Annotated in this window: 14 protein-coding genes and 1 tRNA gene; all 15 read right to left on the bottom strand. The window is 50.2% G+C overall.

Features of this window, described 5'->3' with window-relative positions; translation table 11 throughout:
• Positions 1-29 precede the first annotated feature (29 nt).
• The 15 genes from hemA to sdhB all read right to left on the bottom strand — a co-directional run bounded on the left by hemA (position 30) and on the right by sdhB (position 14,180).
• Positions 30-1,376, bottom strand: coding sequence for a glutamyl-tRNA reductase (hemA, locus tag KNO91_RS01050; protein ID WP_214815693.1), 1,347 nt, complete (start codon positions 1,374-1,376; stop codon positions 30-32).
• A 184-nt stretch (positions 1,377-1,560) separates the two neighbouring features.
• Complete coding sequence (locus tag KNO91_RS01045; RefSeq protein WP_214794357.1) at positions 1,561-2,730, bottom strand: AI-2E family transporter; 1,170 nt, start codon at positions 2,728-2,730, stop codon at positions 1,561-1,563.
• A gap of 110 nt (positions 2,731-2,840) precedes the next feature.
• The gene (gene yihA, locus KNO91_RS01040) at positions 2,841-3,434 is read right to left on the bottom strand and encodes a ribosome biogenesis GTP-binding protein YihA/YsxC (RefSeq protein WP_074032795.1); all 594 of its coding nucleotides are present in this window, start codon (positions 3,432-3,434) and stop codon (positions 2,841-2,843) included.
• The gene (lon, locus tag KNO91_RS01035) at positions 3,435-5,735 is read right to left on the bottom strand and encodes an endopeptidase La (protein WP_214789405.1); all 2,301 of its coding nucleotides are present in this window, start codon (positions 5,733-5,735) and stop codon (positions 3,435-3,437) included.
• A 73-nt stretch (positions 5,736-5,808) separates the two neighbouring features.
• Positions 5,809-7,077, bottom strand: a complete 1,269-nt coding sequence (gene clpX, locus KNO91_RS01030) for an ATP-dependent protease ATP-binding subunit ClpX (RefSeq protein WP_015881113.1) — start codon at positions 7,075-7,077, stop codon at positions 5,809-5,811.
• Between the two features lie 211 nt (positions 7,078-7,288).
• Positions 7,289-8,581: a trigger factor gene (tig, locus tag KNO91_RS01025; protein ID WP_214695268.1), complete on the bottom strand. Its 1,293-nt coding sequence runs from the start codon at positions 8,579-8,581 to the stop codon at positions 7,289-7,291.
• Positions 8,582-8,670: 89 nt separating this feature from the next.
• Complete coding sequence (locus KNO91_RS01020) at positions 8,671-9,582, bottom strand: hypothetical protein (protein WP_214815690.1); 912 nt, start codon at positions 9,580-9,582, stop codon at positions 8,671-8,673.
• Between the two features lie 124 nt (positions 9,583-9,706).
• Positions 9,707-9,780 (bottom strand) — tRNA-Arg (locus KNO91_RS01015).
• A 60-nt stretch (positions 9,781-9,840) separates the two neighbouring features.
• Complete coding sequence (locus KNO91_RS01010) at positions 9,841-10,353, bottom strand: metallophosphoesterase family protein (RefSeq protein WP_214815687.1); 513 nt, start codon at positions 10,351-10,353, stop codon at positions 9,841-9,843.
• A 5-nt stretch (positions 10,354-10,358) separates the two neighbouring features.
• Complete coding sequence (locus tag KNO91_RS01005; protein ID WP_214794363.1) at positions 10,359-10,949, bottom strand: XTP/dITP diphosphatase; 591 nt, start codon at positions 10,947-10,949, stop codon at positions 10,359-10,361.
• Positions 10,946-11,695 (bottom strand): ribonuclease PH, encoded by a 750-nt coding sequence (rph, locus tag KNO91_RS01000; protein WP_214789413.1) that lies wholly within the window; start codon positions 11,693-11,695, stop codon positions 10,946-10,948. The genes KNO91_RS01005 and rph overlap by 4 nt, the downstream gene beginning before the upstream one ends.
• A complete protein-coding gene (racE, locus tag KNO91_RS00995; RefSeq protein ID WP_214815684.1) occupies positions 11,688-12,491 on the bottom strand; it encodes a glutamate racemase in 804 nt (267 codons plus the stop codon). Before racE ends, rph begins: the two co-directional genes overlap by 8 nt.
• 113 nt (positions 12,492-12,604) lie before the next feature.
• A complete protein-coding gene (locus KNO91_RS00990; protein WP_015881106.1) occupies positions 12,605-12,868 on the bottom strand; it encodes a phosphocarrier protein HPr in 264 nt (87 codons plus the stop codon).
• Positions 12,869-12,942: 74 nt separating this feature from the next.
• Positions 12,943-13,383, bottom strand: a complete 441-nt coding sequence (locus KNO91_RS00985) for an acyl-CoA thioesterase (RefSeq protein ID WP_214789418.1) — start codon at positions 13,381-13,383, stop codon at positions 12,943-12,945.
• Positions 13,384-13,391: 8 nt separating this feature from the next.
• Positions 13,392-14,180, bottom strand: a complete 789-nt coding sequence (sdhB, locus tag KNO91_RS00980; protein WP_193343274.1) for a succinate dehydrogenase iron-sulfur subunit — start codon at positions 14,178-14,180, stop codon at positions 13,392-13,394.
• Positions 14,181-14,188 lie beyond the last annotated feature (8 nt).

Below are 14,188 nucleotides of genomic sequence, written 5' to 3'. Positions count from 1 at the left end.
AGGCGACAGACGTCGCCTTTTTAATCTTGTTAGCGCATCAATGCGCGAAGTGGTGCTTTGGCAGAAGTAGCATCCGTTTCTTCCACTTCGTCTACCGGCTGTTCTGGTAACTCGACATCGAGTCCGAACGTCTCGACAAACTGGGCAATCCGAACGTTTGCGTCTGGCTGAGCCGCTGCGTCCTTAATATAGTCGATTGGGTCACGAAGCATTTGGTTGATGATCGACTTCATATGCTTCCCGATGACTTTCTTGTCGCGCGCCGACAAGTGGTCGAGCTTACGCTCTAAACTCGTCATCGTGTCTTCTTGAATATCAAGGGCACGCGCACGTAACTCATTCATGATCGGCACGACACCAAGTGTGACGAGCCATGTTTGGAACTCTTGAATCGCTTCATCGATTTTCATCTCAATCTTCTCAGCCTCAACGAGACGAGCCTCGAGATTCTTGTTGACGATTCCATTCAAATCATCGACATCGAATAAGTGAACACCCGGAAGTGTCGCGACCGCTGGATCGATATCTCGCGGCACAGCGATGTCAATGAGAAGGAGTGGACGTTCACGGCGCAATAGTTGAGCCGCTGCCACATCGTCATATCCGATGACGGCGTCTTTCGCTCCGGTCGAACTGATTAAAATATCAGCATCTAATAAACCGCATGCGATTTCACGAATCGAATGGGCACGACCTTTGAACTTATCCGCAACGGCCTTCGCCTTGCTCTCCGTCCGGTTAAAGACAGCGATTTGCTTGGCTCCTGCCTCGAACAAGTTGAGTGTTGTCAATTCGCCCGTCTCTCCGGCTCCGACAACGACGACTTGTTTATCTTCGAGCTGTTGGTACATCTCTTGTGCGAGCGTCACGGCAGCCGCACTGACCGATACAGACATTTCCCCAATTTGCGTGTCCGTATGGGCGCGCTTGGCGAGTGTGACCGCTTCTTTAAATAATTTGTTGAAGACCGTTCCTGTCGTTCCATGCTCTTGGGCACGGAAGAAACTCGTCTTCACTTGACCTAAAATTTGTGTTTCCCCGATGATCATCGAGTCGAGGCCCGATGTGACACGGAACAAGTGGCGAATCGCCTCTTCCCCTTCTCGAATCGACAAGTATGGTGTGAACTGCTCCATCTCTAAGTTGAACCAGTTCGCCAAGAAACGTTTCGTGTAATAACGTCCAGTATGGAGTTGATCTGTCACGACGTACAGCTCCGTCCGGTTACACGTAGACAAAATAACCGACTCGAAAATGCTCTTCTCTTCGCGAAGTGCAATCATCGCATCCACGATTTCTTGCTCCCCAAACGAGAACTGCTCCCGAATCGCGACAGGGGCTGTCTTGTTATTTAGTCCAACGACGACAATATGCATGTATCTCTTCCCCTCATCTAAAATCCACCGACGGTTGTCTCTTCTTTTTTTCAATCTCTACCGTACATTATAACAGTTCTTATCTGGTAACTATAATCTTCTGTTTGATTTTCCTGAAATAAAATAAGAACTTTTTGTGACAAAAAGAAGTAGAAATGGAGAAACCCCATTCCTACCCTCTTCTTTATGAATTTGTCGAGTTCGGGTCCGTGATAATGGAGCTTTCCGTCTCTTCTTTGTCTAAATATTGTTTGCGTTCCCTTAGTTTATAGATGCGAACGATATTCTGGACAACCGTTTTGGCGACCGCATAGAACGGTACGGCGATGAGCATCCCGATAATCCCAGCCAAGTTCCCAGCCACGAGCAAGACGATGATAATCGTGAGCGGGTGGACTTTCAACGATTTTCCTTGAATGAGCGGTGAGATGACGTTCGACTCGATCTGCTGAACGATGATGATGACGACGATGACCCAAACGACTTTGATCGGATCTTGAATGAACGCCACGATGACAGCCGGGACGGCCCCTAAGAACGGTCCGACATATGGGATGATGTTTGTCACCATCATGAAGAGCGCGAGCAAGATGGCGTAATCCACTCCGACGATCCAAAGACCGATGAGCGACGTGATCCCGACGAAGAACGCGACGAGCAACTGTGCGTTGACGTAGCTGCGTACCGTCTCGTGCATGTCATGCAAGATGTGACGCGTCTCTTTCTCATAGCTCGATGGGAGCAATTTGACGATGGCGTCCGGGAGACGCTTCCCGTCGAGCAACATGTACAAAAGCATGAACGGGATGACGACGATCGTGATGACCGCTGACGTCACGAATCCGACGACTTGACCGAATGACGATGCGATGTTTCCGAACAAATCGCCCAAATACGACGTGATGTTCGTCGTCAAGTTTCGGAACATCTCATCATTTTGTGCCATGAAGCGTGACAAGAACTCATTTTGCATCAATGTATCACGGACAGCGAACGCCTGTTGTTGCAGTTCTTTCGCGATACTCGGCATCGCATTGATGAGCGACGTGACCTGCTCAGCAAGGACCGGACCGAGAATACTGAAGACGATCGTAAAGATCAGAACAAGACCAATCAATGTAATCGCGACGGCAAGGGGACGTTTCCCTTTCAACCGTTTTTCTAAAAAGTCGACAATCCCGACCAAGAAATAAAAGAACAGCCCGGCCACAATGAGTGGGACCGTGACGAGTGCCAAAATGACTTGAACCGGTTCAAACACGAATGAAATCTGTGTTCCGACCCAAATGACTAAAAAGATGGTCAGCGTCCAGAAGAGGGCGCGGTACCATTTACTTTCAAACATACGTTGCATTTCTCCACCTCGTTTACGATTATGACTATGTACTAACTATGATTATACGATAATTACCCGCTTGCGGGATGAGAAAAACAAAAAGGCGAAGGAATCCCTTCGCCCATTCTTCATTCGCCCTCAGTGATGAGTGCATAAATTGCTTTCCATGCGTCGTCTTTTCCTTCCGCCGTCTCGGCTGAGAAGGCGACGAAACGATCTGACGGATCGAACTGAAGCTTGCGTTTCACTGCTGCCTCGTGCTTTTGACGCTGGCTCTTCTTGATCTTATCGAGCTTCGTCGCTACCACGATGACAGGAATGTCATAATGCTTCAAGAAGTTATACATCGTCACATCGTCACCCGTCGGTTCATGACGGATATCGACGAGTAGTACGACGCCGCGAAGCGCCTCTTGGCTCGTCAAATATTGCTCCATCATGACGCCCCACTTCTCACGTTCCGTCTTCGATACTTTCGCATAACCGTATCCTGGAACGTCAACGAACATGATTTCATCATTGATGTTGAAGAAGTTGAGGGTCTGAGTCTTTCCTGGTTTTGAAGACGTCCGTGCGAGCGCCTTCCGTTGGCAAATCTTATTGATGAACGACGATTTCCCGACGTTCGACCGTCCGGCAAGTGCCACTTCCGGCAACTCATGGACCGGATAATGGTCTGGCGCGACGGCACTCGTCACGAATTCTGCTTTGTTGATCTTCATTTAATTTCCTCCAAATGCTACATCTAGTACTTCATCGAGTGTCGTAACGGGAACGAACGTCAATTTCTCACGCACCGTCTCTTGAATGTCATCGATGTCTCGCTCATTATCTTTCGGAATGACGATGGTCGTCAACCCGGCCCGATGAGCAGCGAGCGCTTTTTCTTTCAATCCACCAATCGGCAAGACGCGTCCACGGAGCGTAATCTCGCCTGTCATTCCGACATCGCGATGGACTTTCTTGCCGGTCAACGCGGAAATGAGTGCGGTCGCAATCGTAATTCCGGCCGATGGTCCATCTTTCGGGACGGCCCCTTCCGGAACGTGAATATGGATATCTTGTCGCTCATAGAACGTCGGGTCAATTCCAAACCGTTCCGCATTCGCACGGACATAGCTGTACGCCGTCTGTGCCGACTCCTGCATCACATCACCAAGTTTACCCGTCAACTGAAGTTTGCCTTTCCCTGGGGCGAGCGCCACTTCAATCGTGAGCGTGTCTCCACCGAATGCCGTGTAGGCGAGGCCCGTCACTGCACCGATCGAGTCTTCGGTCTCCCCTTTTCCGTAGCGATACTTCGGTTTTCCGAGATACGTGATGATGGCTTTTTTCGAAATCGTGACCCGTTTCTTCTCACCGATTGCGATTTGTTTCGCTGCTTTTCGGCAGAGCGAACCGATGACACGTTCTAAGTTCCGGACACCCGCCTCACGTGTGTAGCGGCGCACGACTTCGTAGAGCGCGTCTTCTTTGATCGTCAACTGGCTCTTCTTCAGTCCATGCTCTTTTAACTGTTTCGGCACTAAATGACGCTTCGCAATCTCGACTTTCTCAAGCTCCGTATATCCACCGATTTGGATGAGTTCCATTCGGTCAAGGAGCGGTGCTGGGATTTGCGAGACATCGTTCGCTGTCGCGATAAAGAGGACGTTCGACAAGTCGAACGGTTCTTCGATGTAGTGGTCCGAGAACGAGACGTTTTGCTCTGGGTCGAGCACTTCGAGCATCGCCGACGCCGGGTCTCCTCTAAAGTCAGAAGCCATCTTGTCGATCTCATCGAGTAAGAAGACCGGGTTTTTACTTTCTGCTTGCTTCAACCCACGGATGACACGTCCTGGCATCGCGCCGATATACGTCCGGCGGTGACCACGAATTTCTGCCTCATCACGCACTCCACCGAGCGAGACACGAACGAAGTGACGTTCAAGTGCCGACGCAATGGAACGGGCGAGCGAAGTCTTCCCGACCCCTGGAGGTCCGGCAAGACAGAGGATTGGTCCCCGAAGCGAGTTCGTCAACTGACGGACGGCCAAATATTCGAGGATTCGGTCTTTCACCGACTCCAAGCCGTAATGGTCATCGTCGAGGACGTCCGCCGCATGTTTCACATCGAGCTTGTCCTCTGTCTCAATGCCCCATGGAAGCGACGCGACCCAGTCGAGATAGTTACGGATGACCGCATACTCCGGTGACGTTTGTGGCACGACGTTCAATCGTTCGGCTTCACGCATGACGTTTTTCCGAGTCGTCTCTGGCAAGTCGAGCGCCTCTAACTTCTCACGAAGGCGGTTCGGCTCAGACTCTTGCGTCTGGTCACCAAGCTCTTGCTGAATCGTCTTCATCTGTTCGCGTAAGTAGTACTCGCGCTGTGACTGCTCAATCGATTTCTTCGTCCGCTCGCGCATCTCTTGTTCGAGCTCGATCACTTCGACTTCATGGGCGATAATCTCAAGCAGTTCAAGTCCTCGTTTGACCGCATCCGCTTCTTCGAGCATCGCTTGGCGAAGTTCGACGTCGACATCTAGTTTCGAAGTGATATAGTCCGTGAGCGATTCGAGTCGCTCGTACATCTCGAAGCGACGACGTTCGTCCGGTGACATCCCTTTGATGTTCGCGACGAGTTTTCCGAACTGTTCTTTCAACAGACGGACGAGTGCCGTGCGTTCGACCTCTTCCCCTTCTACGAGTTCGACCGGTTCGATGTTTGCGAACCAACCTTCATCCGTCGATTCGACCGAATCGACGCGGACGCGCTCTTTCCCGACGATCCGAACCCGAATCGTCTCGTTCGACAATTCGCTCATCTTCGCGATGTGGACACGTGTTCCGATCGTGTACAAGTCTTCCGGTTCTGGCGACTCGTTCCCAGTTTCTTTTTGAGTCACGACAATTAAATCTGTCTCATGCTCCTTTGCAGCAAGGAGCGCCCGAAGTGATAACGGGCGTCCGACATCGATTGTCACACCGATGAGCGGATATACGACGACTCCTCGCAACGGAAGGATTGGTAATTTTTCCATCTACAACGCCTCCTGTGCAAAAAGGCCCAAAACTCGGATTGTGCCGAGTGTTTGAGCCTTCTTCGTTAACAAATTATGCTGTCTCTTTGTTGTCCCCTGTCTGTTCGACAGTACCATCACGAAGGACGTATTTCGGACCGGCAAGACCCGTAATCGTTTCATCTGTGATGATGACTTTCTCGATATCGTCACGCGATGGGACGGTGAACATCACATCGAGCATCATTTCTTCGATAATCGAGCGGAGACCACGTGCGCCAGTCTTACGTTTGATCGCAAGTTTGGCGATTTCGATCAATGCCTCGTCTGTGAATGTCAATTCGACATCGTCAAGCTCGAGCATTTTCTCGTACTGACGAACGAGTGCATTTTTCGGCTTCGTCAAGATTTCAACGAGCGCCTCCTCATCGAGTGTCGTAAGTGTCGCCATGACTGGCAAACGACCGATGAACTCTGGAATCAAACCGAATTTTTGAAGGTCTTCAGGTAGTGCGCGAGCGAGCAAGTCTTCTTGCGTCAACTCACGGTTCTCTTGATCGTTTCCGAAACCGATGACTTTCTTCCCGATTCGGCGTTTGACGACCGATTCGATGCCGGCGAATGCGCCGCCGACGATGAAGAGAATGTTTGTCGTATCGATTTGGATGAATTCTTGATGCGGATGCTTACGTCCACCTTGTGGCGGTACGCTTGCTGTCGTGCCTTCAAGAATTTTAAGGAGTGCCTGCTGAACCCCTTCACCGGATACGTCGCGAGTAATCGATGGGTTTTCAGACTTACGAGCAATCTTATCGATCTCATCGATGTAGATGATTCCTTTTTCAGCCTTCTCGACATCGTAGTCAGCCGATTGGATCAATTTGAGCAAGATATTCTCAACGTCTTCACCGACATAACCCGCTTCTGTTAAGCTCGTCGCATCCGCGATTGCGAATGGGACGTTCAAGACGCGAGCCATTGTCTGGGCGAGAAGTGTTTTCCCGCTACCTGTTGGTCCGATCATGACGATGTTTGACTTCGCAAGTTCGACATCATCTGAACGACCGCCGGCGTTGATGCGTTTATAGTGGTTATAGACAGCTACTGAAAGCGCACGTTTCGCGCGGTCTTGTCCAATGACGTAGTCGTCTAGGATGTTACGAATCTCTTGTGGTTTTGGAATGTCTTTGAATTCGACTTCTTCCTCTACACCGAGCTCTTCCTCAACGATTTCATTGCAAAGTTCGATACATTCATCGCAAATGTATACGCCTGGTCCGGCGACTAACTTACGAACTTGTTCTTGCGATTTTCCGCAAAACGAGCACTTGAGTTGCCCCTTTTCCTCGTTAAATTTGAACATTCGATACACCCCTTCTGTGGTGAAAATGGATGTAAGTGCGATAAATCGCGATTTGTATTTTCTGGTGCGATGCACCGTGAAAAGACATTTTACATCTCTGCGTTGAAATAATTGTAGCATGAACATATTGCGACTTCAAAGAATTACACATGCAAAGTGTTGTGACAGAAAAAAGGACGACCGCTAAGCAGTCGTCCCACTAAAAATCAACTTACTTCGCTTTACCGTTTTCAACGAGGATGTCGATCGCTTTACGGAATTTGAGGTCACCTTTAAGTGTCTCAAGACCGCCTTGTGGAGCGAGCATCGTACGGAGTTGGTCCGGTGCGATGTTGTAAAGTTTAGACATTTCTTCAAGCTCTTTCTCAGCATCTTCGTCAGATACTTCGATTGCTTCTTTGTCAGCGATTGCTTTCAAGACGAGACGAGCTTTTACGCGCTCTTCAGCTTGCTCTTTCATCTCTTCACGCATTGCTTCTTCAGAAGTACCAGTGAGTTCGAAGTACATGTTAAGGTCGATTCCTTGTGAAGATACACGTGAACCGAACTCTTGTACCATGCGGTCTACTTCTTGGTCAACGAGAACTTGTGGTACATCGATTGTCGCGTTAGCAGTTGCCTGCTCAACGAGTTGGTCGCGCATTGTACCTTCAGCTTCTTGTTTCTTACCAGCTTCTAAACGCTCACGGATGCTCGCTTTCAACTCGTCGAGTGTTGAAACAGACTCGTCGATGTCTTTTGCGAACTCGTCGTCGAGTTCAGGAACTTGTTTTGTTTTAACTTCGTGAAGTTTGACTTTGAATGTCGCTGGTTTACCCGCTAAGTTTTCAGCGTGGTACTCTTCAGGGAATGTTACTTCAACGTCTTTTTCTTCACCAGCAGTCATGCCGATCATTTGCTCTTCGAATCCTGGGATGAATTGACCAGAACCGATTTCGAGTGTGTAGTTCTCAGCTGTGCCGCCTTCGAACTGCTCACCGTCAGCGAAACCTGCGAAATCAAATACAGCTGTATCGCCGTTTTCGATTGCACCTTCTTTAACAGCGAGTTCTGCGCCTTGCTGTTGAAGTGCTTCAAGTTCTGCTGTTACTTCGTCTTCTGTTACTTCAGTTGAAACAGCTTCGTACTCGAGGCCTTTGTATTCGCCAAGCTCAGCTTCTGGCTCAACCACGAATGTCACTTTGAAAGCGACTGGTTTGCCTTTCTCGAGCGTGCCGTCTACATCGATGTTTTCGAGCGCGATTGGTTCGAAACCAGCTTCTTCAACCGCACCTTGGATTGTGTCGCGGTAGAGAATGTCGAGCGCATCTTGATAGAGTGCTTCTTCTCCATACATTTTGTTGAACATTGGGCGTGGCAATTTCCCTTTACGGAAGCCAGGCACGTTCAAGTCTTTGACGACTGTTTTAAATGCGGCGTCAACTGCTTTATCAAAAGCTTCTGCAGGAGCTTCGTACGTGAGTACGCCTTGGCTACCTGATGTTTTTTCCCATTTTGCTGTCATGCTAAGTCCCTCCAACAATTCGTTTATACCGTACAAAAATGTACAACAATCCGTATTATAGCATAAATCCTCGGTAAGCACACAAGGATTTAGTCTAATAACGCCTGTGTGAAGCGCAGATCCGCCTCTAAAATCGAAGCTGCCAAACCGTCGACTGCCTCGTCATGCAAAATCGCTTGTTTCGCCTGTACAAGTGCCTGTTCCACGTCCGCTTTTTCTGCCGGCACATACGGATAATGCGTATACATATAATTCATCAAGAGTTGCGTTCCGATCTCATCGCCCTCTACCGATTTTTGGAGCGATAGGACGGTTTTCTCCCACGTCTCGATGTGCGATGTCGCCTCCATTTGCGACATCTCATTTGTCGAATCCCCATCTGTCCATTTGATGACCGATAGTTCAACGAACGCCTTTTCTAACACGATCAGTTTGATCAGTTTCGGTCGGTTTGATACGAGTAGCTCATGGAGCACATTGTCGAGCACCGCATCGATATTGAAGTGAACATGTTGCAGCGCTTCGATTTGTTCCCCTGTACTGCCGCGCGTCAACGTCCGCTTCAATTTGGCGATTGCCGCCGGAAACTCGGTCATCTTCAACACTTGGAGCACCTGGAGTGCTTGCGTGTTGACCGTGTCTTTTTTGTCTTGCCATTCGAGATACTGGTTGATCCAGTGCGCCGCTTCAAACGGTTGGTCCCGCATGATGTAATACTGTGCGATTTGTAATCCGCCCGAAGCTGGTTCTTCTGCTTCTGCCATCTGAATGGCGACGAGTTCCTGCAACTTTTCGAGCGTTTCCGGGTCGTCCGGTTTTTCCATCGCACATTGGAAGATTTCCATGAAAATAAACGGGTCACCCGGAATCGCCTGATACCAATCCCATAAAATCGGTTCGATCCGCTGTCGTTCCCCAGAGGCATCCGCCTCTTGAATCATCTTATGCAGACGCGACCAATTCCCGGGGAACGGATACTCCTGATCCTTTTCCTTCTCCATCTTCCCTCACCCTCTCTTCCATTCCCTTTCATCTTCCGTTAGGACGCGATTCCTTGTCAATCGATTTCCTGGAAAATGAAAAAAGAGACGTTCTCCGTAGAGAGCGTCTCTATTTTAATGGAAGCGTCCCAAGAGGGATTCGAACCCCCGACCGACGGCTTAGAAGGCCGTTGCTCTATCCTGCTGAGCTATTGGGACATTGACATGAAAACTATAATAGAAAAATGGTTTCCTGTCAATCGATTTCCCATTCGAAACTCATAGTTTTCCTGAGATGTCTAAATCTTCAACGTGAGAACCGTCTTCTGAGCGATAAAAACGCACCGCCGCTTCCCCGTTTTCTAGGTCAAGAAGCGCATATGTTTTGTCCGCTCGTCCCCGTGGCATACGGATCGAACCTGGGTTGATGTAGACGACTCCGTCTTCGATCAAGGCACCCGCCACGTGCGAGTGGCCGAACAAGACGACGTTCGCACCGACCTCTTCAGCCCGATATCGCAACCGATTCAAATCGAATTTGACGTCGTGATGGTGCCCATGGACGATGAGAATCGTACCTGCATCTGTCGTCTCGATCCGTTCGAGTGGAAGGTCTCCCCCAAAATCACAGTTCCCACGGACCGTCCGATACGGTAATAAATGTTCATCGACTAAAGCGAGTTGAGAGTCGCCGCAATGATAGGCGTCATCAATCTCTGTCTCGTGTCGCTCAAAAATCGTTGTCAATTCCTCGGTCAGACCATGACTATCACTCACTATTAGAAAACGCATAAGCTTCATCCTTTCATGAATGGAATGATTTCTGCCTCCAGTTTTCGTAATGCTTGTCCACGGTGACTGACGACCGCTTTCTCTTCACGTTCTAGTTCGGCTGCCGTCTTGTGGAGCGATGGGACGATAAAGAGTGGATCGTACCCGAAACCGTTCTCGCCTCGTGGTGAGTAACCGATCGTCCCTTCAATCGTTCCACGAACGGTCAACGTTTCCCCGGTCGGTTTCGCCAGACAGAGCGCACAGACGAAACGCGCCGCGCGGTTCGTTTGCCCGTTCAACTTTTCAAGAAGAAGCGCATTGTTCGCCTCATCCGACTTCTCAGGACCGGCGAAGCGGGCCGAATACACCCCAGGGGCCCCGTCGAGTGCATCGACTTCAAGACCTGAGTCGTCCGCGAGTACGGCATGCCCGAAATAGGCAGCCGCTTCCGTCGCTTTCAACGCCGCATTTTCTTCAAATGTCGTCCCCGTCTCATCTGTTTCCGGTGCATCCGGATAGTCGAGCAACGATTTGACCTCGAATCCGAGCGGTGTCAACATCCCTTCCAGTTCTTTCACTTTTCCAGGATTGTGTGTCGCAATGATCAACTTCATAATGTCTCCTCCGAACGTTCTCCGACGTACCACCAAGAAGCACCGAGCGCCTCTTCTGCCGTCTTGAATAATGATTCGATTCCATGTTGCGCGAGCGCGAGCATCTCGTTCATCTCTTGAAGGGTGAACGTCGCCTCTTCTCCTGTACCCTGTACCTCGACGAAACGACCGCTCGCCGTCATGACGACGTTCATATCGACCTCAGCCGCAGCGTCTTCCATGTAGTCCAAGTCTAGGACAAGTTCATCGGTCCGTCCGACAGAGATTGCCGCGACGCCTTCTTTGATTGGGGTGTCGTCGAGCTTCCCTTGACGAATCAAGCGGTCAACAGCGAGGACGAGAGCACAGAACCCACCGGTGATGGACGCTGTACGCGTACCACCGTCCGCTTGAATGACGTCACAGTCAATCCAGATTGTTCGCTCGCCGAGGCGCTCTAGGTCAACGACCGACCGGAGCGACCGCGCGATGAGACGTTGAATCTCCATCGTACGACCTGATTGTTTCCCACGTACCGATTCGCGGACGGTCCGGTCACCGGTCGCACGTGGCAACATCGCATACTCTGCGTTGATCCAGCCTTGTTTCTTTCCGCGAAGGAAGTTCGGGACGCGCTCTTCGACAGTCGCCGTACAAATCACTTTCGTATCACCAATCGAAATGAGGACAGACCCTTCCGCATGTTTGTTCACATGAGGAACGATTTCTACCGTTCGTAGTTCATCAAAACGTCTTGTATCACGCAATGCCTGTCACCTCTACTTTCTCCGCCTGGACCGGACGACCGAGCCATTCGCTCGCCAATCGGTCGAACAGTTCAATGTCACCCGTCGCATAAAAGGCATGGGATAGGACAGTATCTAATCCGTTCTCCAACTCTTGATAGTCAAGGATCGCTGCGACTTCGAGCGCCGTCTCATCACCTGACGAAATCAGATGCACGTTCGGCCCGACCACGTCCTGAATGACGGGAGCGAGGATCGGATAATGCGTGCAACCGAGAATGAGCGTATCCATCTCGGAAGATTGTAGCGGCCGTAGCGTCTCCTCCACGATCTGGTGGACGCGGTCTCCCGACACGTCCCCTGCCTCTACGAGCGGGACAAAAGGTGGACAAGCGAGTGAGTATACATCGACCTCACCGGCTACATGGCGAAGCGCCTTTTCATACGAACCGCTCTCAATCGTCATCTTCGTGCCGATGACTCCGATATGTTTGTTACGCGTGCCTTTGACGGCCGCACGGGCACCTGGGTCAATGACACCGATGACCGGGATGTCGAGACGTTTCCGCGCCTCTTTCAAAACGACCGCCGTCGCCGTGTTACACGCGATGACAATCATTTTGACGTCTTTCTTCAATAGAAACTCAATGAGTTCCCATGTATAAGCTTCAATCTCATCGTGCGGACGCGGCCCATATGGACAGCGTTCCGTATCCCCGATATAGATGATTTCTTCCTTAGGGAGTTGGCGCATCAATTCTTTGACTACCGTCAACCCACCGACTCCTGAATCGAGGACTCCAATCGCTCGTTTCATTTTGCATCACTTCCATTCTCACCTATCTTACCAAAAAACATCGGACGGAAAAAGAAACGTTCCCATGACAAAAAAAGACGAGGTCGCCAGTGGCGCCTCGTCCGTTACCCGAATTACTGAGCAAGACCTTCGCTAGTGAGCATGTCAGAAAGCGTGTTGATCGCTTCTTCTGCATCTTCACCTTCAGCAGTGATCTTGATTGTAGAATCTTTTGCGATACCGAGTGAAAGTACACCCATGATCGACTTCAAGTTAACTGTTTTACCATTGTACTCGAGGTTGATGTCTGATTGGAACTTAGAAGCTGTGTTAACCAACTGAGTAGCTGGACGAGCGTGAATTCCTGAATCAGCAACGACTGTGAACGTTTTTTCCATGAGATGATGGTCTCCCTTCAAAATTCAATTCTACAGGCGAACCGGCAGAATATTTTTTGTTTGTGAACTCATTATCAAATGATAGCGGATTCGCAAAAATTCTGCAAGCGGTTTTTATATTCCGGAGTCCATTCCGTTGGACGACCTTCCTTCGTCAAATGAACGAGGCTTGTCCGTCCCGCGAATAGGAGTTGATCTCCGTCATATGCCCCGTAATGAATATCACATGAAGTGTTTCCGACCGTCAAGATATTGGCATGCACAGTCAGCTGTTGACGTGGCATGACTTGTCGAACATAGTCACATTGCGCATCGGCGACGACGACAAATCCGTCCTTTAAGGAGAATCCTGTCGCTTCTAACAATTCGATTCGCGCATCTTCGAAGTAGATGAATGGAATCGTATTGTTCATGTGACCGTACGGGTCGCACTCCGAAAATCGGACTTTCACATCGAGCGCGACCCCTGCTTTGACACGTGTTTCCCAACCTGGCTCTCGAAAGTACTTGGTCATCGGCTCGCTTACGCCTCGACCGCAGAACCGGTGCGACCTTTGTCACTACCGAAGAACTGTTTGAACGAGTGAAGCGTCGTTTGACGGTTCATCGAAGCGATAGACGTCGTGAGCGGGATGCCTTTCGGACAAACTTCGACACAGTTTTGTGCGTTTCCGCACTGCATGATCCCACCGTCTTCCATGAGCGCTTCGAGGCGATCTTCCGCGTGGAAGGCACCTGTCGGATGCGAGTTGAAGAGACGGACTTGCGAGATAGCAGCTGGACCGATGAAGTCTGATTTGTCGTTCACGTTTGGACACGCTTCGAGACAAACCCCACATGTCATACATTTCGAAAGTTCGTACGCCCACTGACGTTTGTTCTCTGGCATACGTGGTCCTGGACCGAGGTCATACGTTCCATCGATCGGAACCCATGCCTTCACTTTTTTCAACGCGTCGAACATGCGTTGACGGTCGACTTGAAGGTCACGGATGACCGGGAACGTTTTCATCGGTGCGAGGCGGATCGGCTGCTCGAGTTTATCGACGAGCGCTGTACACGACTGGCGTGGCTTCCCGTTGATGATCATCGAGCAGGCACCACACACTTCCTCGAGACAGTTCATGTCCCAGTTGATTGGTGTCGTTTTGTCCCCGTTCGCATTGACCGGGTTACGGCGGATTTCCATCAGTGCCGAGATCACGTTCATGTTCGGACGGTACGGCACCGTGAATTCTTCTGTATACGTTGCTTGATCCGGTCCATCTTGACGTTCGATGATGAAGCGGATGTCTTTTTGTTCAGATTGCATTGGCGTCG

It is taken from the genome of Exiguobacterium sp. s59 (genome assembly GCF_018617475.1).
GTDB lineage: Bacteria > Bacillota > Bacilli > Exiguobacteriales > Exiguobacteriaceae > Exiguobacterium > Exiguobacterium aestuarii.
The sequence above is the reverse complement of the archived record's forward strand: the minus strand, read 5'-3'. Positions and strand labels throughout refer to the sequence as shown.

Bases quoted from the DNA above. Each gene is read 5' to 3' on its own strand.
- hemA (WP_214815693.1), bottom strand. From the start codon at position 1,376: ATGCATATTGTCGTCGTTGGACTAAATAACAAGACAGCCCCTGTCGCG.
- KNO91_RS01045 (WP_214794357.1), bottom strand. From the start codon at position 2,730: ATGCAACGTATGTTTGAAAGTAAATGGTACCGCGCCCTCTTCTGGACG.
- yihA (WP_074032795.1), bottom strand. From the start codon at position 3,434: ATGAAGATCAACAAAGCAGAATTCGTGACGAGTGCCGTCGCGCCAGAC.
- lon (WP_214789405.1), bottom strand. From the start codon at position 5,735: ATGGAAAAATTACCAATCCTTCCGTTGCGAGGAGTCGTCGTATATCCG.
- clpX (WP_015881113.1), bottom strand. From the start codon at position 7,077: ATGTTCAAATTTAACGAGGAAAAGGGGCAACTCAAGTGCTCGTTTTGC.
- tig (WP_214695268.1), bottom strand. From the start codon at position 8,581: ATGACAGCAAAATGGGAAAAAACATCAGGTAGCCAAGGCGTACTCACG.
- KNO91_RS01020 (WP_214815690.1), bottom strand. From the start codon at position 9,582: ATGGAGAAGGAAAAGGATCAGGAGTATCCGTTCCCCGGGAATTGGTCG.
- KNO91_RS01010 (WP_214815687.1), bottom strand. From the start codon at position 10,353: ATGCGTTTTCTAATAGTGAGTGATAGTCATGGTCTGACCGAGGAATTG.
- KNO91_RS01005 (WP_214794363.1), bottom strand. From the start codon at position 10,949: ATGAAGTTGATCATTGCGACACACAATCCTGGAAAAGTGAAAGAACTG.
- racE (WP_214815684.1), bottom strand. From the start codon at position 12,491: ATGAAACGAGCGATTGGAGTCCTCGATTCAGGAGTCGGTGGGTTGACG.
- KNO91_RS00990 (WP_015881106.1), bottom strand. From the start codon at position 12,868: ATGGAAAAAACGTTCACAGTCGTTGCTGATTCAGGAATTCACGCTCGT.
- KNO91_RS00985 (WP_214789418.1), bottom strand. From the start codon at position 13,383: ATGACCAAGTACTTTCGAGAGCCAGGTTGGGAAACACGTGTCAAAGCA.
- sdhB (WP_193343274.1), bottom strand. From the start codon at position 14,180: ATGCAATCTGAACAAAAAGACATCCGCTTCATCATCGAACGTCAAGAT.